This window comes from Chryseobacterium sp. MEBOG06 (assembly GCF_021869765.1).
In the GTDB taxonomy this organism is placed as follows: domain Bacteria; phylum Bacteroidota; class Bacteroidia; order Flavobacteriales; family Weeksellaceae; genus Chryseobacterium.
In genome coordinates this window covers 3,454,411-3,474,412 of sequence record NZ_CP084580.1, presented here as the reverse complement: position 1 = coordinate 3,474,412, position 20,002 = coordinate 3,454,411, and the positions used below count along the sequence as shown (strand labels likewise).

At 36.4% G+C, this 20,002-nt stretch carries 19 protein-coding genes; 8 read left to right on the top strand and 11 right to left on the bottom strand.

Annotation, left to right across the window (positions count from 1 at the left end; translation table 11 throughout):
• Positions 1 to 124: 124 nt before the first annotated feature.
• Positions 125 to 616 carry a DNA-deoxyinosine glycosylase gene (locus LF887_RS15980; protein ID WP_236855249.1) on the top strand — a complete coding sequence of 164 codons (492 nt, stop codon included), beginning with the start codon at positions 125 to 127 and terminating at the stop codon, positions 614 to 616.
• Between the two features lie 65 nt (positions 617 to 681).
• Here LF887_RS15980 and LF887_RS15975 read toward each other — a convergent pair whose 3' ends face one another.
• The 6 genes from LF887_RS15975 to LF887_RS15950 all read right to left on the bottom strand — a co-directional run bounded on the left by LF887_RS15975 (position 682) and on the right by LF887_RS15950 (position 7,786).
• A complete protein-coding gene (locus LF887_RS15975; protein ID WP_236855248.1) occupies positions 682 to 1,716 on the bottom strand; it encodes a phosphotransferase enzyme family protein in 1,035 nt (344 codons plus the stop codon).
• Complete coding sequence (locus LF887_RS15970; RefSeq protein ID WP_236855247.1) at positions 1,707 to 2,615, bottom strand: NDP-sugar synthase; 909 nt, start codon at positions 2,613 to 2,615, stop codon at positions 1,707 to 1,709. Before LF887_RS15970 ends, LF887_RS15975 begins: the two co-directional genes overlap by 10 nt.
• The gene (locus LF887_RS15965) at positions 2,605 to 4,002 is read right to left on the bottom strand and encodes a Gfo/Idh/MocA family protein (RefSeq protein WP_236855246.1); all 1,398 of its coding nucleotides are present in this window, start codon (positions 4,000 to 4,002) and stop codon (positions 2,605 to 2,607) included. Before LF887_RS15965 ends, LF887_RS15970 begins: the two co-directional genes overlap by 11 nt.
• A gap of 191 nt (positions 4,003 to 4,193) precedes the next feature.
• Positions 4,194 to 5,267 carry a serine hydrolase domain-containing protein gene (locus tag LF887_RS15960; RefSeq protein ID WP_236855242.1) on the bottom strand — a complete coding sequence of 358 codons (1,074 nt, stop codon included), beginning with the start codon at positions 5,265 to 5,267 and terminating at the stop codon, positions 4,194 to 4,196.
• 233 nt (positions 5,268 to 5,500) lie between these two features.
• The gene (locus LF887_RS15955; RefSeq protein ID WP_236855241.1) at positions 5,501 to 7,036 is read right to left on the bottom strand and encodes a hypothetical protein; all 1,536 of its coding nucleotides are present in this window, start codon (positions 7,034 to 7,036) and stop codon (positions 5,501 to 5,503) included.
• A gap of 57 nt (positions 7,037 to 7,093) precedes the next feature.
• Complete coding sequence (locus LF887_RS15950; protein ID WP_236855240.1) at positions 7,094 to 7,786, bottom strand: AIM24 family protein; 693 nt, start codon at positions 7,784 to 7,786, stop codon at positions 7,094 to 7,096.
• Between the two features lie 595 nt (positions 7,787 to 8,381).
• On the opposite strand from LF887_RS15950, the gene queA reads away from it, so the two are divergent.
• The 5 genes from queA (at position 8,382) to LF887_RS15925 (ending at position 13,706) form a co-directional block, all read left to right on the top strand.
• Positions 8,382 to 9,431, top strand: coding sequence for a tRNA preQ1(34) S-adenosylmethionine ribosyltransferase-isomerase QueA (gene queA, locus LF887_RS15945; RefSeq protein ID WP_236855239.1), 1,050 nt, complete (start codon positions 8,382 to 8,384; stop codon positions 9,429 to 9,431).
• A 113-nt stretch (positions 9,432 to 9,544) separates the two neighbouring features.
• A complete protein-coding gene (gene rlmN, locus LF887_RS15940; RefSeq protein WP_236855237.1) occupies positions 9,545 to 10,579 on the top strand; it encodes a 23S rRNA (adenine(2503)-C(2))-methyltransferase RlmN in 1,035 nt (344 codons plus the stop codon).
• A 74-nt stretch (positions 10,580 to 10,653) separates the two neighbouring features.
• Positions 10,654 to 11,604: a sterol desaturase family protein gene (locus tag LF887_RS15935; protein ID WP_236855236.1), complete on the top strand. Its 951-nt coding sequence runs from the start codon at positions 10,654 to 10,656 to the stop codon at positions 11,602 to 11,604.
• Between the two features lie 172 nt (positions 11,605 to 11,776).
• Positions 11,777 to 12,652, top strand: a complete 876-nt coding sequence (locus LF887_RS15930; protein ID WP_236855235.1) for a hypothetical protein — start codon at positions 11,777 to 11,779, stop codon at positions 12,650 to 12,652.
• Between the two features lie 76 nt (positions 12,653 to 12,728).
• Positions 12,729 to 13,706 carry a polyprenyl synthetase family protein gene (locus tag LF887_RS15925; RefSeq protein WP_236855234.1) on the top strand — a complete coding sequence of 326 codons (978 nt, stop codon included), beginning with the start codon at positions 12,729 to 12,731 and terminating at the stop codon, positions 13,704 to 13,706.
• A gap of 1 nt (position 13,707) precedes the next feature.
• On the opposite strand, the gene LF887_RS15920 is transcribed toward LF887_RS15925, so the two are convergent.
• A complete protein-coding gene (locus tag LF887_RS15920) occupies positions 13,708 to 14,001 on the bottom strand; it encodes a hypothetical protein (RefSeq protein WP_236855232.1) in 294 nt (97 codons plus the stop codon).
• Between the two features lie 136 nt (positions 14,002 to 14,137).
• On the opposite strand from LF887_RS15920, the gene LF887_RS15915 reads away from it, so the two are divergent.
• Positions 14,138 to 16,570, top strand: a complete 2,433-nt coding sequence (locus tag LF887_RS15915) for a thiamine pyrophosphate-dependent enzyme (protein ID WP_236855231.1) — start codon at positions 14,138 to 14,140, stop codon at positions 16,568 to 16,570.
• A 133-nt stretch (positions 16,571 to 16,703) separates the two neighbouring features.
• Here LF887_RS15915 and LF887_RS15910 read toward each other — a convergent pair whose 3' ends face one another.
• The 3 genes from LF887_RS15910 to LF887_RS15900 all read right to left on the bottom strand — a co-directional run bounded on the left by LF887_RS15910 (position 16,704) and on the right by LF887_RS15900 (position 18,268).
• Positions 16,704 to 17,084 carry a carboxymuconolactone decarboxylase family protein gene (locus LF887_RS15910; RefSeq protein ID WP_236855230.1) on the bottom strand — a complete coding sequence of 127 codons (381 nt, stop codon included), beginning with the start codon at positions 17,082 to 17,084 and terminating at the stop codon, positions 16,704 to 16,706.
• 100 nt (positions 17,085 to 17,184) lie between these two features.
• Positions 17,185 to 17,793, bottom strand: coding sequence for a hypothetical protein (locus LF887_RS15905; protein WP_236855229.1), 609 nt, complete (start codon positions 17,791 to 17,793; stop codon positions 17,185 to 17,187).
• 91 nt (positions 17,794 to 17,884) lie between these two features.
• Positions 17,885 to 18,268: a winged helix-turn-helix transcriptional regulator gene (locus LF887_RS15900; protein ID WP_236855228.1), complete on the bottom strand. Its 384-nt coding sequence runs from the start codon at positions 18,266 to 18,268 to the stop codon at positions 17,885 to 17,887.
• Positions 18,269 to 18,435: 167 nt separating this feature from the next.
• Between LF887_RS15900 and LF887_RS15895 the strand changes: the two genes are divergently transcribed.
• Positions 18,436 to 19,497 (top strand): NADH:flavin oxidoreductase, encoded by a 1,062-nt coding sequence (locus LF887_RS15895; protein ID WP_236855227.1) that lies wholly within the window; start codon positions 18,436 to 18,438, stop codon positions 19,495 to 19,497.
• Positions 19,498 to 19,682: 185 nt separating this feature from the next.
• On the opposite strand, the gene LF887_RS15890 is transcribed toward LF887_RS15895, so the two are convergent.
• Entirely contained in the window at positions 19,683 to 19,844 is a 162-nt protein-coding gene (locus LF887_RS15890) for a bacteriocin-like protein (RefSeq protein ID WP_236855226.1), read from the bottom strand.
• Positions 19,845 to 20,002 lie beyond the last annotated feature (158 nt).

The following is a 20,002-nucleotide window of genomic DNA, read 5'->3' as shown; positions in this document are numbered from 1 at the left end:
TAATTAATGGAGAATTAAAAATTAAGAATTAACATTAATTCTAATATCAATAGAAACGGGCTTTGGCCCGTTTTTTTATGATTAAAAATTCAAATGGCTTTAACCAAAATTTATATATTTGAATATGCAAAACCGGATTTCTTCATTTTCTGCAATTATTGATGATCAGTCTGCAATTTTGATCTTAGGATCCATTCCCGGAGTGAAATCGCTGGAAATGCAGCAATATTACGCCCATCCGCAAAACAAATTCTGGAAGATCATTTTTGAACTGCTGAAGGAAGATTTTACCGAAGATTATACGCAAAGAATTGAAACCATAAAGAAACATCATATTGCCCTCTGGGATGTCATTGACTCTTGTGAAAGAAAAGGAAGCCTGGATTCAGAAATTAAAAATGAAGAAGCCAATCAGATTGCAGAATTACTGGAAAACCACCCAAATATCAAAGTGATTTTTTGTAATGGCGGAAAATCTTATAAAAATTTGCAGAAACTCTTGGGAAAAAATTACAGGCTGCCAGTTATTTTATTGCCCTCAACGAGCCCGCTTCATACAGTTTCCTTTGAAAAAAAGATTGAAGAATGGAAAAGGATTATTGAGTTTCTTGTATGAGAGCGTTAGAATATTGTAATTTTAAAATACTTAAAATAACTAAAGTGTTAAAAATATTTTGTAGTTTATTCACTTCCAAGATATTCTCTCAACCCTTTCAACAACTGAAGCTGATTCTTAGTCCGGTCCAAATTATGTTCAGAATATTTTGTAGAATAATAAGTACTCCCATTCAGGTAATCGGTTAAAAAACGAAGCTCCTGAATATAAATGGCGACTTGTGCGGCATAATCAAGGTTTTGAGATTCTGATGGCGTCAATTTTTCCTTTAGATAGAATAAAAAGCCTTCTTTTACAACCTTATACATTTCTGGGTTGAAATTGTTTTCGGCACTTCCGTCATCTTCATAGGTTGTATTGGTATAGGACTGGATCATCGTTCCAAAATCATATAAAATAGTAGAAATCATCATGGTGTCCAGATCAATTACAGCTAACGGATGATGATTTTGATCGAAGAGAATATTACTTATTTTTACATCTGCATGGATGATTCGTTTCGGGATTTGATTGCTTTTCTCCATTTCTATCCAATGATCCGGTAAGGACAGAAGTTGGTTGGTGATTTCTATTTCAGCCTTTGCATTTTTTCTTAAATGAGGAGCTGCGTCTTTTAGTGAATTTTTGTAATCTGCTACTCTTTTCTCAAAATTGAGAAAATCAGGAAGGGTATCTTCAATAGCAGGTAGTTTTTCAGTATTTACGATGGTAAGAAAATAACTGAAGGTTTTAGCTGCTTCAAAAGCGGTCTCTAAAGATGGAGCAGTAAGGAATGTAATACTGTTTTCCACGAAGCTTAGCATACGCCATGACTGTCCATTTGAATCTTTTACCAGAAGTTGATGGGTAAGGGAAGGGATAGGTTCTATAATTTGAAATTGATAATTATTTGACCTGAGAAGCTCATTAATCATTACATGATTCTTGATGACTACCTCCGGCTGTTTAAATACATTTTGATTGATCTTTTGCAGGATAAACTTTTCTTTCCGGTCAAGATCTTCCAAAAGGTAAGTTGTATTGATCAGCCCCTCAGTGATAGGAGAGAGGCTGTAATTATTTGAACCTATAAACTGGATAATAATATCATTTATTTCCATACATTTTCCGGATATCTGTTTTTTTGAATCTCTGCGGTCAGAAAATCTTTAATATTCTTTTTATCATCAGCATAAGTGACGCCCATCCATTTTGAAGGTGAGGACTTTACCAAAACCTTTACTTTTTTTTCATCCATCATTCTTTGTACAGCAGAAGGAATATAAAATTCCTGTGCAGGACTGGGGTCAGACTCTATAAAATCATAGAAATAGGCTTCTAATGAACAGAAAATACGGGGATGAAAAATGAAAAAATTCATTGATACCAATGTATCAGGTGATATTTCTATGTTTTTTTCATTCTCTGTATAAATGATAGAGCTGTTGATCTTTCGGATAGAAGTCTGCTCATCTACCGTGATCAGATAATTTTTATCATCCAGTGTACAGATTCCTCTTGCTACCGCCCCATGACCGCTTAATGTGGTTTCCACGGGATAAGCAATCATGCCAAACTGCGACTCGGAAATATGATGATAGTCAATTTCATGAGCCGCAATCTGATAGGCTTCTTTACCATAAAAATCATCAGCATTGATCATCACGAAGGGTTCCTGTATGGTGTATTTGGCACAAAGAACAGCGTGACCGGTCCCCCATGGCTTTTCACGTTCAGAATAATCAAATCCCTGCACCGGAATACTGTTGATTTCCTGATAGATCCAGTGCAGTTCAAACTCTTTTGTTTCAGATATGGTATTGAGCCGTTCAATATAACTCTGAGGAATTAGTTTATTGACAATAATAACAATTTTATTAAAGCCGGCTTCCAGAGCATCAAAAATAGAATATTCCATAATCGGAGAACCATTGCTGAGTATTCCGTCTACCTGCTTAAGGCCTTTGTAACGACTGCCCAATCCTCCTGCTAATATAAGTAAGGTCTTCTTAGAACTCATCGGTCATTCCAAATACAGGTTTACGGGTTTTCCATTTTCCATTGGTAAAATCAGGGATGTCAACTACCTGGCCGCCTTTGGCAATAGACTCTTCGCTCAATGGAGTGATAGAATACCACAAAGCAAGGTCATATACATCCATCGGAAATTCTATATTTCGTTTGATACACTCAATGAATGTATTCATCACAAAGAAATCCATTCCACCATGTCCTGCGCCGGCAGCGGTAGTCTCAAACTTTTTCCACATTGGATGATCATATTCTTTCATCCATTTTTCAGTATTATCCCAACGGTGGGTATGGTTCATTGTTTTTTCAAAATAGATGTGCCCCTGGTTGAAATCTCCCCAGCCGAAATCCTGCCACAATCCTTCAGTTCCCTGTACACGGAATCCTAAATCATAAGGTCTCTGTAAGCTGGTGTCGTGGGTTAAAAGTATTGTTTCTCCATTGGCACAGGCAATCTGTGTTGTGACAATATCTCCCTGGTTGAATTTTACTTTTGCACTTGGGTGATTTTCCCCTCCCTTAGGATGTTCTACAATATATTTATGCAGTCCCACCGATTTTGAAGAAAATGAAGATAATCTCGTTAAACGGTTTCCCCGGTTGATATCCATCATCATCGCAACCGGGCCCAGTCCATGAGTAGGATAAAGCTCCCCGTTACGTTTTACATAATGTTCGGTTCTCCATTTTGCCTCACTGAAACCTTTCTCACCAAATTCAGTTCCTGAATTGTAAGGCGTAACTCCGTCATTGAAAAGAACCCCTCTCAGATCATGCTGATAACCGCCCCTTCCATGAACCAGCTCTCCGAACATTCCTTTACGTACCATATTCAGAATAGCCATAATATCTCTTCTGTAGCAGACATTTTCCATCATGAAAATAGGAACCTTGGTTTCCTCATATACCTTCACAAACTCCCAGCAGTCCTGGAGCTTTATAGCTCCTGAAACCTCCATTCCCACAATCTTTTTAGCACGCATTGCCTCAACGCCCTGAGTAAGATGCCATTCCCATGGAGTAGCGATCACAACGGCATCTATTGCTTTTGATTTTAAAAGATTGCGATAGTCGTATTCACCATTTGAAAACTCCTGGGCAGCGGTTTTATTATTGTCTTTTAATATTTTTTGAGAGGCTGCAAGCATTCTTTTATCAGGGTCCGCAAAAGCTATGATCTCTACATCACTGCGTTTCGCCAGCAATTTTACGTGTTCCTGTCCGCGAAGCCCTACTCCAATAAAGCCGACACGGACTTTTTTATCAGTTTTAAAATCATTGGAATAGGCAAATAAAGAATTGGGTAAAACCAAAGCTCCAAAGCTTGCCAAAGTTGCAGTTTTTATAAAACTTCTGCGGGAAGTACTGTTCTCCATCTATTTTTTTCTTAAATATATTAAAACTTTTGGAGAGAGAATTGAAAGTTGAAGATGGAAATTCGAAAATTAAAAATGGCGAGTGATGAGCTTTTTTTTAAATATAATTACAGACCATTCATTTAAAATTTGTAAATGATAACCAAAAACTCATCACTCTCAACTTTCCATTTTCAATTCTTAACTCTTAACTATTTACCGTAGTACGCCATAATCAACTTCTCCCGCATTGTATTCAGATATTTGATGTCTTTTGTATTGGAGAGAATAATTAAAGTAAGGTTTTTATCTGTTAAGTGAACCCAGTTGGCACTATGCCCATAGCCTTCACCCTGACGTTCTACAAATATTGTATTGACTGATCCGAACTGTTTTGGATATACCCAGAAACCAAGAGCTGTATCTTCAAGGTTCTTATCGGGAGTAAGCATGGTTTGCAATGTATTTTTGCTGAATAAAGTAGGGCTGAAAATGGCCTGGTCAAAAATAAGAAGATCTTTAGGAGTGGAATACATTGCTCCGGCCGAATAAAAATTGTCAATATAAGTATTGGTAGGAGTATGAAGAGCAAAAGCATCTTTTTCGTCAGCACAATAGCCTTCATCAATGTTTTTAATAATATCATTATGATGCAGAAATCCGGTGTTCTGCATATTGAGCGGAATTAGGATCTGCTCTTTGAGAACCTGTTCAAAAGGCTGATGATATATTTTTTCAATAATCTTTCCGAGAAGTATGAAGTCACCATTGTTGTAGCTGAACTTCGTGCCGGGCTTGTCAACCAGTTTTTCAGAGAGGTAAGTCATAATGAAATCATCCAGATCCCAGATGGTATTATCATAAGCCTGGTGAATAAGTTCGGGTGAGCTGAGGTCTTTGTTATCTCTGCCGCTGCTGTAGGTAAGAAGGTTTCTTATTGTTGCCTTTGTTGCGGCTTCACCTTTGTATTCGGGATAATAAGTGGAAATAGTAGCATCCAAATTAATTTTTCCCCGTTCGTAAAGCTGCATGATCAGAGCGGCAGTAAACGTTTTGGTAAGTGAGAAAATAGGAAACCTGGTTTCATCGGAAAAAGGAATGTCATAATGTCGGTTTGATAAACCTTTATAAGTAAGTAATTCAACCTTTCCGCTTTTGGCGACCAATACAGAACCGTTGAAATTATCCTTTTTTACACATGAATCGATCACTTGTCTGACTTTTTGAATCTGTGGATAAGCAAGGTGAATCATCATTAATAGCAATCCTGAAAGTGTTTTTTTCATAGATAATGTATTTTGAATATAACGCTGAATTACTTCTTATTAAAGATAATCAATAATTGTATTATTTACGTTAAGGATGAGGCTTTATAGTTTAATTAAACTTGGAAGAGAGAAGATAGAAGAGGAAAACTACTGTAGTGAGTGGTCTTCCTCTTTTATCTATTTAAAGACAATTTCATTTATTCCTTTTATAATAAAATGCCTGTAAATTCAGGAATGATATGACATAAGATTTATTGACCTAACCATGCTTTCCTTAAAGCTAACTGTTTTGAATCAGGGTTAGGTAAAAGACTAACTTTTCCTGTAGATTCATCATAGTTGAAACCAGCTTTTGTAAGATATTCTTTCAGAGGAACAGGTTGAGTACCTTCTATAAAATCTTTAAAAAATGTACGTATTTCCGGGTAAGTCATTTTTGCAATTTCATCAAAAAGCTCATCATCATTGAAGTATTTACCTTTTCCGTATTTCTTCATCAACATCTGCATTAGATTCTGAGTACCTATTTTCCCATCAGAAAGTTTTCTTAATCTGATATCTAAACATAAGCCTAGTAAGGCTCCTTTTTGATAGAAATTCATATACTGATCCTGTCTTTCCATTGCATTCTTACTCAGATCCGTAAAAGACAGTTTGTTGTCAAACTCTTTCATGCCTTTTATTTTTTCTTCCAGGCTTTTTTCAAAGTCGTCCAGACTGATCATTTTTTGTTTTATAGGCATATGGATGGTGGCATATTCCGTCATACCTTCATATAACCACAGATGTTTGGACATAACAGGATTGAGAAAATCATAATGCTGAATTTCTTCCGAATGGATGTTAAGAGGAGTGATGATATGGAAAAACTCATGAGAAGCCACTCTGCTCAAAGCATCAGGGAGAAAATTCATATTTCCGGCACTGTACAGGCATATTGTAGATTTGGAATGTTCCAGGCCGTCTCCCATATATCCTCTTTCATTTGAAGATTCATAATAGATCAGGAAAGCATATTTATTTACCGGTAAGGTTCCTCCCAGATAAGCCTGCTGGTTTTTTAAAATAGTTTCCAGCTCCCGGGCTATTTTCTGTGAATAATGACGTTCTTTTTTATCGTAAAATGATACTAGTACTTCGGTATGGCCTATTTTAATCCATGTCGTATCAGGAACACAATATAAAACGGGAGAGTCCACGAGTTCCCGGTAATCTTTTGCCCAAACAATATCTGTATTTTCATTTTTCTTTTTATAATCCAATGCAGAAGAAGCATAAAAGTCTTTGTTTTTTGTAACGTTAATTTGGTAAGGAACATCTTTTATTTCTTCAAAATATCCTACTAAAGAATTATAATTGATAACGGAAACACTATCTTTTTTAAACATACTGCCGGGAGATTTTGCCCCTTGGGTATCCTGTTTTAAAGAGTTCCATCCACCTGCTACCTGATATGATATTTTGCTGACATGCTTAAGGTCCTCTACCAGCCAGCTGTTTTTATCCAAACGTTCCGCAGCTATTTTTTTGCCATTTTTATCAGTCGCAGTGAAGTTCGAAATATATTGCCCAAAATCCATAGCCTGATAAAATCCAGGGACCAGTTTGGGAATAATAAACTTCCCTTGTTTAAGATTATTCCTGGGCGGAGTAAAAGAAACAGATACCTCATTATCTGACATATGAAGAAGATCTATATTGTATTCGTACTTTTTCTTTGAGGTCTGGGCAATGATTATATTGGGAAATATAATGATTACAAAGAATAGTTTTGCAAGTGTTTTCATATCATTATGATTTCATGTACTCTGTATATTCAAAATTACTTTTAATAATTGTCTACTTTATTTTTCCATATAATAGACTTCTTCATAAGGCTGTATTAAGACCCATCCATGTCCGGAAAACTTCATTTGAAACTCTTCACCGCTTCCTCTTCCGATAAGGCTTTTGAAAGAAACATTGGTTTTCAGCTCAGGATTCAGGTTTCCGGACCATGCCACTGTTGCGTTGGGATCTGTGAAAACCGGACTGTCCGGAGTAACCAGCAAAGTCAAAGGATCTCCGTGTGTCGTTATGGCAATATGCCCCGTTCCCGAAAGTTTCACCTGGAAAAGACCGCCAGACATCATACCTGCAATGCTTTTAAGCATGGTAATATCACTTTTTACACTTTGTTCATGCGCTAAGACATCATTTCCGTTCACGCATACCGATTCATTATTCAAATAAAGAATACGTACTTTTTTCCCGGAGTCTGCTACATAAAGTTTTCCTGTTCCTTCTGCTTTCATCAGCTTGCTTCCTTCACCACTGATGGCTTTCTTCAAAAGATTTCCAATACCTCCGGAGAGCATTCCCTGTCTTTCGAAGCTGATATTTCCAACATAGCTTACCATACTGCCTCTCTTTGTCCATACCGCTTGGTTATTCAGATTGATTTCCAAAAGATGTTTGGTTTCCAGCTCAAAGTAGTCTCTTTGCTGAGGATTTTCTTTCGTCTCGTTGATGAATGCTTCTATAGAATATTTACTCATGCTTATATTTTTTTATCCGTTGTTTTTATAGTGTTGCTGTCTTATTTTGTCGAGTTTACCCCCTCTTTTGTTACATTTAATATTCAGATTTACCAACTAAATACTTTTTAAACCGGACAAGTTTTGCTGAAAATACTTTAGCTGTTTTTTCATTGATGATGGTTTAGGATCATGTATTCATTGACTATTAACTGCAGAAATAATAGTTCTTCTATACGATTTTGAAGCCTTATAAGGTATGTTTTCACCTTCTTAAGTGCTTTATTATGGCTATTTATATAATAATTTCATTTTTTTAAATGGAAACCAAAGTATTATAGATCTATCCTTTTCAAACTATCATATCCAGTTGAAAGTAGTAATGATATGTTCACCAGAATGCGGATTATTAAATAAATAGATTTTGCAGATCGGTAGGATACCGAAATTTAATTTTTGCCAAAATAGCCTTTCTGACGTGTTAAATACCCCATAAAATGAGCGTTTTGAATTTGATTGTAAATAATACTTGACAAAGGGGTGTTCAATGTCGTATATTTGCACTCCGAAAATTACACCAAGTAATTTCAATAATTTTTAAACCGTAATTTAAAAAATGAAAACATCAGATTTTAATTTTGATCTTCCTGCGGAATTATTAGCAGAGCACCCATCAGAGCACAGAGATGAAGCAAGATTAATGGTTCTTGATAGAAAAACACAAACTATCGAGCACAAATTATTCAAAGATGTGGTGGATTATTTTGATGAAGAGGATTTGTTCATCTTCAACAATACTAAGGTTTTCCCTGCACGTCTTTATGGAAATAAAGAAAAGACAGGTGCTAAAATTGAAGTTTTCCTTTTAAGAGAACTTGATAAAGAAACCAGAGTATGGGATGTGTTGGTAGATCCGGCAAGAAAAATCAGAATTGGTAACAAATTATTCTTCACTGAAGACGAATCTTTGGTAGCTGAGGTTATTGATAACACTACTTCAAGAGGAAGAACACTTAGATTCTTATTCGATGGTTCTTACGACGAATTCAGAACAAAACTAAAAGAATTGGGAGAAACTCCACTTCCAAAATATATCAAAAGAGCAGTAGAGCCGGAAGATGCAGAAAGATATCAGACGATCTATGCTAAAATAGAAGGAGCAGTTGCTGCACCTACAGCAGGTCTTCACTTCTCAAGACATTTGATGAAAAGATTAGAGATCAAAGGAATCAATTTTGCTGAAGTTACTCTTCACGTAGGATTGGGAACCTTCAACCCAATTGAGGTAGAAGATCTTTCTAAGCACAAAATGGAGTCTGAAGAGATCATCATTGATGAGAAAAATGCTGATATCATCAATAAAGCTGTAGATTCTCACAGAAGAGTATGTGCTGTAGGTACTACTACAATGAGAGCTTTAGAAACATCTGTTTCTTCAAATAAAAAGATCTCTGCTTTCAACGGATGGACTAATAAATTTATTTATCCACCTCACGATTTCGGAGTGGCGAACTCAATGATCACTAACTTCCACACACCGAAGTCTACATTATTAATGATGATTGCTGCATTTGCAGGAAGAGACTTCGTAATGCATGCTTATGAAGAAGCCGTAAAAGAAAAGTATAAATTCTATTCTTACGGTGATGCAATGTTAATTCTATAAATTATGTAGTAATGTAGAATGTACAAAGTAGATGTGTTTTTTTAATTGCTTTTAAATTAACAGAATACATTCAGAATATTACTTTGTACATTTTACATTATACTTTTACAACAATGAAAGATATTCGTATATTATCACTAGACCAGCTTAAAGACTACTTTGAATCTTTGGGGGAAAAGCCGTTTCGTGCGAAACAGGTCTATGACTGGCTATGGAGTAAAAACCTCCATTCGATCGATGAAATGACGAATCTTTCGAAGTCTCTTCGTGAAAAAATTTCGGAAGAATATACCATTAACCCTGTTTCCGTAGATCTTCTTCAAAAAAGCTCAGACGGAACCATTAAAAACGGTGTGAAGCTTCATGACGGATTAATGGTGGAATCTGTTCTGATTCCAACAGAAACAAGAACTACAGCTTGTGTATCTTCACAGGTAGGCTGCTCGTTAAACTGCGAATTCTGCGCTACAGCAAAACTGAAAAGGATGAGAAACCTTGAAGTTGCTGAAATTGTAGATCAGGTTGCGTTGATTGACAGCCAAAGTAGAATGTATTTTGACAGACCCCTTTCCAATATTGTATTTATGGGAATGGGAGAACCGATGATGAACTACAAAAATGTAGTGGAAGCCATCAAAAAGATTACCCAGCCGGAAGGATTGGGAATGTCTCCAAGAAGAATTACCGTTTCTACATCCGGAATTCCAAAGATGATTAAAATGCTTGCCGATGATGAGCTGCGTGTAAAACTGGCACTGTCTCTTCACTCTGCTATCGAGTCAAAGCGTAATGAAATTATGCCTTTCTCAGACAAATTTCCATTGACGGATATTATGGAATCTCTTCAGTATTGGTATCAAAAAACCGGTTCTGTAGTTACTTTTGAATATTGTGTTTGGAAAGGTATCAATGACGGAGACGAAGACATTAAAGCTTTAATCAAATACTGTAAACAGATTCCTTCTAAAGTAAACCTCATCCAGTACAACCCGATTGGAGATGGAAAGTATGACCAATGCAACAAACAGGCGGAAGAAAACTATATCCGCCAGCTTGAAAATGCAGGTATTACAGTAATGGTAAGAAGAAGCCGTGGAGGTGATATTGATGCTGCCTGCGGACAGTTAGCCAACAAAGCAACAGATTAAAATTTCCTTAAAAAAATCCCAAAATCGCCCTGTAAAATAGCTCAAAGTCCTAACTTTGCACAAATTATTTTGTGATGATGGATTTTATAATGAGCGAGAACGGGCTGGAAAATGTTTATGCATGGTCTATTCCATTGCATGCAACGGTTATTTTAGCTGAAATGATTTACAGCCACGTTTCAGAGGCTAAGCTGTATAGTGGGAAAGACCTTGTTACGAATGTTTATCTGGCATTGATGAACTTTGGTCTGGACCTCATCATGAAGGCGTTTGCAATGGGAGTAATGTTCTTCTTTTATGCTCACAGACTTTTTTCATGGGACCTTAGCATCTGGTATCTGTTAGCTTGTTTTATAATTACAGACTTTGCTTACTATGTACTGCATTATGTGGACCACCGATCCAGAGCATTCTGGGCCGTTCATATTACCCATCACAGCTCAGAATATTTTAACCTGACAACAGGATTCAGAAGTCCTGTATTGCAGCCGCTTTACAGATATTTATACTTTTCACCCCTGGCATTTTTAGGATTTAATCCCTGGCATATTATGGTAGCTTATGCTATCGGGCAGGTTTATGGAACATGGGTACACACGCAAACCGTAAAGACTATGGGGTTTCTGGAATATATTTTGGTAACTCCTTCCCACCATCGTGTACATCATGCCTGTAACGTGAAATACCTGGATAAAAATATGGGTATGTGCCTGATTATCTGGGATAAGATATTTGGAACCTTTCAGAAAGAAGACCCCAATATTCCGGTCAAGTATGGTATCTATCCCAAAATGCCGGACAACAGACCGGATACCGTTCTTTTTTATGAATGGAGAAAAATCTGGAAAGATCTTAAACAGCCGGGATTAAAATTCACGGACAGAATCAATTATATTTTTAATTCTCCGGGATGGAGACATGACGGAACGGGAAAGACGGTAAGGCAATACCAGAAAGAGTATTTCGCAAGACAGGCTGGAAAGAAAGAACAACAGGAAAATCAGAAAGAGCAGAAAACTGCTTAACTTCTTTTTTATATCAATAGAAATCTAAGGAAAAACGGGCTTTTTAGCCCGTTTTTCTGTTGTATAAATAAAAAAACAAGAAAAAGTCCGCAAATAAGTTGATTCTTGCTTATCAGTTTTCATAATCCTAACCTCTTACCCCTACCTCAATCAAAAGCCCTATTTTTGTTTTATGAAAAAATTTCTTCTGATTATCACTCTTATCATTGCTCAGTCTGCATTTTCACAGCAGACCGATTTTCTGAAAATAAAAAAATACAGAGTCAGCCATTTAGACGACAGAATTCAGGAAACTTCCGGTCTTAATTTTTTGAATGGAAGACTTTTTACATTCAATGACAGCGGGAATGCACCGGAACTGTTTGAAATCAACAGAACATCGGGTGAGATCGTCAATGTTTTAAAAGTTAATGGTAAAAATAAAGACTGGGAAGCCCTCACCAGTGATGGCACTCATTTTTATATAGGAGATTTTGGAAATAACGGAGGGAGGAGAAAAGATCTTGAAATTTATAAAGTACTTTTTCAAAATGACAGTCTGCAGAATAGCAGTATCAGAAAAATTCAGTTTCAGTATCCGGAACAGGAAGACTACACTTCCGGGTATCTGCACACGGATTTTGACGGGGAGGCGATGGTATTTGCCCACGGAAAACTTCATCTTTTTACGAAAGAATGGACTTCAAAGGCAACGACACATTATGTGATTGATCCTGAAAAATATGAGAAACAAGATGCTGTAAAGATAGAATCTTATAGAACCAATTTTGTGGTCACAGACGCCTCTTATTTTGAAAATAAACTCTATCTGGTGGGATACACAAAGAAAACAGAGGTTTTTCTGGATGTGTTCACAGAAACGGAAGAAGGTATATTCTTCAAAGAAGCTCCCAAGCACTATTATCTTGGAAGTGCATTGTCAATAGGTCAGATCGAGGGAATTGCCGTAGATGAAACCGGAATCTATATTTCAGGAGAAAAGTTCAAATCTCCATTAGGAAGTACAAAACCGTCATTCTATTTTATTCCAAAAGATCAACTCAAATAGTAATTTTATCTTAAAATTGAACTAAAAAAATTATCTTTGTGAGAATTAATAATTATTCACCCAGCATTCGCAGATTGTGGCAAATACAGTAGAAGAGATTAAACGACCGATCAATGATGAAATGAAACTTTTTGAACAGAAGTTTTATGAATCAATGCAGAGTAAAGTAGCTTTATTAGATAAAGTAACCCGTTTTATTGTGACCACCAAAGGAAAACAGATGCGTCCTATGTTTGTATTTCTTTGTGCTAAACTGGTAGGAGAGGTGACGGAAAAAACATATCGTGGCGCTTCCATGATAGAACTCATCCATACAGCAACTTTAGTACATGATGATGTGGTGGATGAAAGTTTCAAGAGGCGTAATTTCTTCTCTATCAATGCTTTGTGGAAGAATAAGATTGCGGTTTTGGTAGGGGATTACCTTTTGTCCAAATCGGTACTGTTATCTACAGATCATAAAGACTATGATCTGTTGGGTGTGATTTCAAGAACAATTCGTGAGATGTCTGAAGGTGAGCTTCTTCAATTGGAAAAGGCCAGAAAATTAGATATTACAGAAGATGTTTATTATGAAATCATTCGTCAGAAAACAGCTACCTTAATTGCGGCATGCTGTGAAATAGGAGTGCTTTCCAACACTACAGATGAAGCGCTTGCCAAAAAAATGCAGGACTTCGGTACTTATACAGGAATGGCTTTTCAGATCAAAGATGACCTTTTTGATTATCTAAGCTCCAATGTAATTGGTAAACCTGTAGGAATAGATATTAAAGAACAAAAAATGACCCTTCCTTTGATTCATACTCTGAAAATAGCTGAAGAAAAGGACAGGAAATATTATTTCGATACAATAAAACGCTATAATAATAATCCCAAAAGAGTTAAAGAACTTATTGAATTTGTTAAAAACTCAGGAGGATTGGAATATGCAATTACGGTGATGAAAGACTTCCAGCAGAAAGCCAAGGATATTCTTAATGAATTTCCGGATTCTGAAGCAAGAACATCGTTACATATTATGCTTGATTATGTAATTGAAAGAAAATTTTAAATTAAATAATTTTAAGGGTTACAATAATAACGGCTAGAACTATACAAAATAAAGCGATTAAAAATAAATAATCCGCAATAGTCTCAAATGTGTATTCCCGCTTTCCATGGCTTGTTCTGATAGCCAGAAACGAGAAGAAGCAGCTGCACGCGAAAAGGATACAGGCAAACCCTGCAAATTCATCCAGATACGTACTCTGACTTATTCTAGCGATTTTCAAAGAGGTTATAATAATCAATGAAAATCCTAAAAGATTGCTTGAAGCATTCAAAATATGAGGTGACTTTTTTTCCATCTGTACAATTTTTTTCAAAATAAAGCACAATTTTTATTATTATCAAATTTTTAAAAAAGATTATTAAAAATTAAAATTAATTTAAAAAGTGTATATTAGCAAAATACTTGAAGAATAAAAACTTTTTTACTTAGCTATGCAAACAACCTATATTGAAACACAGCAAATATCCTTTCAAGATTTTAAAAATCAAATACTTGATGACTACAAGTTAGGAAGAATTTCTCGGGAAATGTCTTATCTTGGAAGAAGAGAAGTACTAACGGGGAAAGCTAAATTTGGAATTTTTGGGGACGGTAAGGAACTTCCTCAGCTGGCAATGGCAAAAGTTTTCAGAAATGGAGACTTCCGTTCAGGATATTACAGAGACCAGACTTTTGCATTGGCAATAGATGCTCTTACAGTAGAAAGTTTCTTTGCACAAATGTATGCAGATACTAGTGTGGAAAGAGAACCTGCTTCCGCAGGAAGACAAATGAACGGGCACTTTGCAACAAGAAGTTTAAATGAAGACGGAAGCTGGAAAGATTTAACAGCACAGAAAAATATTTCCTCCGATATTTCTCCTACAGCGGGTCAGATGCCAAGATTATTAGGATTGGCTCAGGCTTCTACAATTTATAAAAGTGTAAAATTCGAAGGTTCTGAAAAGTTCTCAAGAGAAGGTAACGAAATTGCTTTTGGAACGATTGGAGATGCTTCTACCGCAGAAGGTCATTTCTGGGAAACATTGAATGCTGCATGTGCACTTCAGGTTCCTATGATTGTTTCAATCTGGGATGACGGATATGGAATTTCGGTTCCTACAAAAAATCAGAGAGCAAAAGCTGATATCAGTGAAATGCTAAGCGGTTTTCAGAGAAAAGAGAATGAGAATCAGGGATGTGAGATTATTCAGGTAAAAGCCTGGGATTATCCTGCTCTATTGGATGCGTATGCTAAAGCAGAACATTTTGCAAGAACTGAAAGCGTTCCTGTAGTTGTTCATGTAATAGATGTTACCCAGCCTCAGGGGCACTCTACATCAGGATCTCACGAAAGATATAAAAATGAAGAACGTCTTGCCTGGGAAGCTGAGTTTGACGGATTGGCAAAATTCAAAGAATGGATTCTTAATTATTCCATTGAAATTGACGGGAAAGAGGAAGTTATTGCAACTACTGAAGAGCTGACTGCAATTGATGATGAAGCCAAAAAGATTGCAAAAACCGGACAAAAAATTGCCTGGGAAAATTATCAGAAATCAATTACAGAACTTACTCAGTCTATTGTACCTTTAGTGGAAAATCTTAAAGGACAGAATGCTGAAGTTGAACAATTTATCACTCAGTTCAATAAATTGGTTTCTAAAGCTAAAAAAGATGTATTCCATTTGGTAAGAAAATCTTTACTGGCAACCAGAGGAACAAATTCTCCGGAAAGAAATCAGCTGATTCAGAAATACAATGAGGTAGCAGAGATCGAAAAAGATAACTATTCTTCTCATTTATATTCTCAGTCTGAGTGGAAGGCAGAAAATATCAAAGAAATCAAGCCGGTATACTCTGAAAGTTCTGAAGATGTAGACGGAAGAGTGGTGATCAGAAACAATTTTGACAAAATTTTTGAAAAATACCCGGAAACATTAATCTTTGGTGAAGATGCCGGAAATATCGGTGACGTAAACCAGGGGTTGGAAGGAATGCAGGAGAAATACGGTGCATTACGTATCGCAGATACCGGAATTCGTGAAGCTACAATTCTTGGACAGGGGATTGGAATGGCAATGAGAGGGCTAAGACCCATTGCTGAAATCCAATATCTGGACTATGTTCTTTACTGTTTACAGGGAATGAGTGATGATCTGGCAACAGTACAATACAGAACCAAAGGAGGTCAGAAAGCTCCGTTGATCATCAGAACAAGAGGTCATAGATTAGAAGGAATCTGGCATTCAGGTTCGCCAATGGCAGGAATTCTAAACCTTTCAAAAGGTATTTTAGTATTGGTTCCCAGAAACCTTACAAAAGCAGCAGGATTCTACAATACAATGCTTCAGACAGACGAGCCTGCAATCATTGTAGAATGCCTGAACGGATACAGACTGAAAGAAAAACAGCCTGATAACCTGGGTGAATTCACTGTTCCTGTAGGTAAAATTGAAGTAACTAAAGAAGGTAAAGACGTTACATTAGTAACTTACGGTTCTACATGGAGAATTGTAACCGAAGCAGCTAACGAACTTGAGAAATTAGGTATTTCTGCAGAAGTGATTGATATCCAGTCATTGATTCCTTTCGATTTATCTCACGAAATTGCTGAAAGTGTTAAGAAAACGAACAGGCTAGTAGTGATTGACGAAGATGTGGAAGGTGGAACTACAGGATTTATCTTACAGCAGATCTTAGAAAAGCAGAAAGCATTCAGACATCTGGATTCAGATCCGTTGACGATCTCTGCAAATGATCACAGACCTGCGTATGCAAGTGATGGTGATTATTTCAGTAAGCCGTCTACAGACGATATGGTAGAAAAGATCTACGCTATGTTTAACGAAACAAATCCTCAGAAATATCCTGCGATATTCTAATAAGGATTAAGTATAAATACAAGAACCGCTTTCATAATCTGGAAGCGGTTCTTATTTTTATAATAATGAAATCAGCTGTACAAAGCTTTCTTGAAAATCATTCTTCTTCAGCCAATGTAATCCGCAGCTTATTTCAAGTATTTATTAAGGTAATATTGGCTGTTAATTCCACGATTTCCCTTTCTGTAAAATGCTCCTTAAGCTTTTCTTTAATTTCATACCAATCATTGCTGTTGCTGATAACGGCTTCAGCCCAACCTAAAACGAGCTTTTGTTGATGATCGAAGACTTGGGTATGTTTCCAGTCGGGAAGCCTGTTAATGATGTCCCATTCAAAACCAAAGTTGGAGAGTTCTTTCACATGATAAATGCAGCAATACGCGCACCCGTTGATTTGAGATATCCGTAACTCCACCAGAGCAATCAGTTTTTCATCAATACCGGATTTTCGTATGCTGGTATGGACCTTATACAGGTGGCCAATGGTTTCTTTAGCAATTTCTTTGTAATTCATAATGAAAATTTTCTTACAAAGTTGAAGGAGAAATCGCTCAGAAACTACATACTTAATTTTTGGTTCTATACTTACCTTTTGAAAGTATCATTACAGAATGCTAGTAAAATTGTTTTATACTTTCAATGGTTTTTGTCTCTTGATCAACAAATAAATAGACCCATCCGGCATCATGGAAAAGGTCGGAATTTTTAATTTCTATTTGCCCTAAAAAGAACAGAGGTTTGTCGTTTTTTATTAACCAGTCTGGGTTCTGGATCCATTTGGGAGGTTTAGTCTGATATTTGAAAAGCTCGGCATAACGTTGTTTAATGTACTGTTTCTGTTCAGTTTTTGAAAGTGTTTTGTCTTTAGGTAAAATGTATTTTTCAATAAATTCTGTTCCGGCATTTATGTACTTTGGGCTTGTACCGAGTAGAAGATCATACTCATCAGAATACTTTGCTGATGGAGTGACTTCAATTCCGGTTTTTGTAAGAAATAAACTGACAGTTCCCTGAGCATTTAACTTGCCGGAGACACTTTTATAATTCTGTTCAGCTAAAGATAAAAATGGAGTAGTATCCTGCAGATATGTTCCACGCCAATTAGGCTTAGGATCCGAAAGCAGCTTTTCTAAATCCTTATTGGTATAAAGCTGTTGCTCAAAGTCTTTTTCAGAAATTTTACCTCCAACAAAATCTCTTAAAATCTGTATTTCGTTTTCCATTTTCCAATGTTGTTTACCCGTAAAATTATCGTTACGCAAATATAAAATGGGTTCTTATTTATCCTGTTACTGTTTGTTAAAATAAATCTGGTTAAACATTGACAGCCTTTTGCGTCTCTTTTTTCACTATGCTGCAATCCTCAGAATATAATCCTTTTACCTGATATTTTGCTTCCCATTCTTCCAGTAAATATAAGATAGGTAAGAGTGCCAGCCCTTTTTCTGTAAGAGAATATTCTACTCTGGGAGGAAGTTCCTTAAATTCTTCACGGATAATCAGACCATCGGCTTCCATTTCACGCAGTTGATCCGTTAAAACTTTTCTGGAAATTACATTAATTCGGACTGCCAATTCTCCAAAACGTAACTTCCGGTCCTTAATAACCAGTACAATAATAGGTTTCCATTTGCTTCCCAGGGCGGCCATTGCCTTGCCCAGAGGACAGCTGTATTGCATCAATTCGTTCTTTTTCATACAGAGATATTTATTTTTTAAAGGCATATGGAACAAACGCTTCATACGTTACTTTAATGTTACTAATGTAAGTTACTGCGAAGTTACCACTATTTTTTTAATAAAAGATACAAAAACGAACTATTATTAGTTACTTTGTGTAACAATTATAAAATGCAATATTAAATATGAGCACATCATCATTATTTAAACCGTTTCAGTATAAGAATTTAGAGCTTAAAAATAGAATTGTAATGGCTCCTATGACCAGAGCACAGTCAGACAATGGAGTTCCTACACAGAATATAGCAGACTACTACGGAAGAAGAGCCGCTTCGGAAGTAGGATTGATCCTGTCAGAAGGAACTGTTATCAACAGACCCGGATCAAAAAATTTACAGAATATTCCGGATTTTTACGGAACAGAAGCTTTAAACGGCTGGAAAAATGTCATTGATACTGTACATCAGAATGGCGGGAAAATGGGCCCTCAGATCTGGCATGTAGGTGATACCAGAACGTCAGAAGATTACCCGTTGACCTCTATGGAAAAAGCTTCAGCAATGACTATTGAAGATATTCAGGATACCATTGCTCAGTTTGCGGCATCGGCAAAATCTGCAAAAGATCTTGGTTTTGACTGTCTTGAAATTCATGGTGCTCACGGATATCTTATCGACCAGTTTTTCTGGGAAGTAACCAATACAAGAACAGACGAATATGGCGGTAAAACGTTGAAAGAAAGAAGCAGATTTGCTGTTGACGTAGTTAAAGCCATCAGAGCTGCAGTAGGAGAGGACTTTACTATTATCATTCGTCTTTCACAATGGAAACAACAGGATTATAAAACTAAATTGGCCTTTACTCCTAATGAAATGGAAGATTGGTTATTACCTTTAAAAGAAGCCGGAGTAGACATTTTCCATTGCTCACAACGTCGTTTCTGGGAACCGGAATTTGAAGGCTCAGATCTAAACTTTGCAGGATGGGCTAAAAAAATTACCGGACAGCCAACTATTACAGTAGGATCTGTAGGATTAAACGGGGATTTCCTTAATTCCTTTGCCGGTGAGGGAACAGAAAAAAAAGACCTTACAGACCTGATCAGAAGACTTGATAATGAGGAATTTGATCTCGTTGCAGTAGGAAGAGCTATTCTACAGGATTACCAATGGGTAAAAAAAATCAAAGAAGGAAATACAGAAGAACTTCTTGATTTTTCAGCAGCAAGTATGGGCGTATTATTCTAATGTGAATGGGAAAGAATGAATCAGCTTCATAGTTAATTTTTTACAGCATATTGTATTCACAGGCGAAGTAAAATTGACGATTCACCATTCATATTAATCATCATAATTCACTTTATTTTATATTTAATTTTCACCTATTTATTAAAAACCGGTCTTCAGAATTTCTGAAGACCGGTTTTGTCATTTTAAAATCTACATCCGAGTTCTGCCGGTTCACAGGACCAATAAGCAGGAAATCCATCTTCAGCTTTATGACGGCAAGCAATTTGTCCGCCTTCGCAGGAAGGAGCATTTCCACCATTGATTTTTCTCAATTCTGATTTTGCTAATTTCTTTAGATTTTTCATTTTTAATAATTTGTTGGTTGTTACAAATGTAATATTTTTTTGAAATACGGCAATACTTTGCACTGAAATGTGAATATATGTAGTTGCCAGAAAATAATTACAAAAGCAAACGCGCTCCCGGAATTTCCGGGAGCGCGTTTTTAACAGATTTAAATATC

Bases quoted from the DNA above. Each gene is read 5' to 3' on its own strand.
- LF887_RS15980 (WP_236855249.1), top strand. From the start codon at position 125: ATGCAAAACCGGATTTCTTCATTTTCTGCAATTATTGATGATCAGTCT.
- LF887_RS15975 (WP_236855248.1), bottom strand. From the start codon at position 1,716: ATGGAAATAAATGATATTATTATCCAGTTTATAGGTTCAAATAATTAC.
- LF887_RS15970 (WP_236855247.1), bottom strand. From the start codon at position 2,615: ATGAGTTCTAAGAAGACCTTACTTATATTAGCAGGAGGATTGGGCAGT.
- LF887_RS15965 (WP_236855246.1), bottom strand. From the start codon at position 4,002: ATGGAGAACAGTACTTCCCGCAGAAGTTTTATAAAAACTGCAACTTTG.
- LF887_RS15960 (WP_236855242.1), bottom strand. From the start codon at position 5,267: ATGAAAAAAACACTTTCAGGATTGCTATTAATGATGATTCACCTTGCT.
- LF887_RS15955 (WP_236855241.1), bottom strand. From the start codon at position 7,036: ATGAAAACACTTGCAAAACTATTCTTTGTAATCATTATATTTCCCAAT.
- LF887_RS15950 (WP_236855240.1), bottom strand. From the start codon at position 7,786: ATGAGTAAATATTCTATAGAAGCATTCATCAACGAGACGAAAGAAAAT.
- queA (WP_236855239.1), top strand. From the start codon at position 8,382: ATGAAAACATCAGATTTTAATTTTGATCTTCCTGCGGAATTATTAGCA.
- rlmN (WP_236855237.1), top strand. From the start codon at position 9,545: ATGAAAGATATTCGTATATTATCACTAGACCAGCTTAAAGACTACTTT.
- LF887_RS15935 (WP_236855236.1), top strand. From the start codon at position 10,654: ATGATGGATTTTATAATGAGCGAGAACGGGCTGGAAAATGTTTATGCA.
- LF887_RS15930 (WP_236855235.1), top strand. From the start codon at position 11,777: ATGAAAAAATTTCTTCTGATTATCACTCTTATCATTGCTCAGTCTGCA.
- LF887_RS15920 (WP_236855232.1), bottom strand. From the start codon at position 14,001: ATGGAAAAAAAGTCACCTCATATTTTGAATGCTTCAAGCAATCTTTTA.
- LF887_RS15915 (WP_236855231.1), top strand. From the start codon at position 14,138: ATGCAAACAACCTATATTGAAACACAGCAAATATCCTTTCAAGATTTT.
- LF887_RS15910 (WP_236855230.1), bottom strand. From the start codon at position 17,084: ATGAATTACAAAGAAATTGCTAAAGAAACCATTGGCCACCTGTATAAG.
- LF887_RS15905 (WP_236855229.1), bottom strand. From the start codon at position 17,793: ATGGAAAACGAAATACAGATTTTAAGAGATTTTGTTGGAGGTAAAATT.
- LF887_RS15900 (WP_236855228.1), bottom strand. From the start codon at position 18,268: ATGAAAAAGAACGAATTGATGCAATACAGCTGTCCTCTGGGCAAGGCA.
- LF887_RS15895 (WP_236855227.1), top strand. From the start codon at position 18,436: ATGAGCACATCATCATTATTTAAACCGTTTCAGTATAAGAATTTAGAG.
- LF887_RS15890 (WP_236855226.1), bottom strand. From the start codon at position 19,844: ATGAAAAATCTAAAGAAATTAGCAAAATCAGAATTGAGAAAAATCAAT.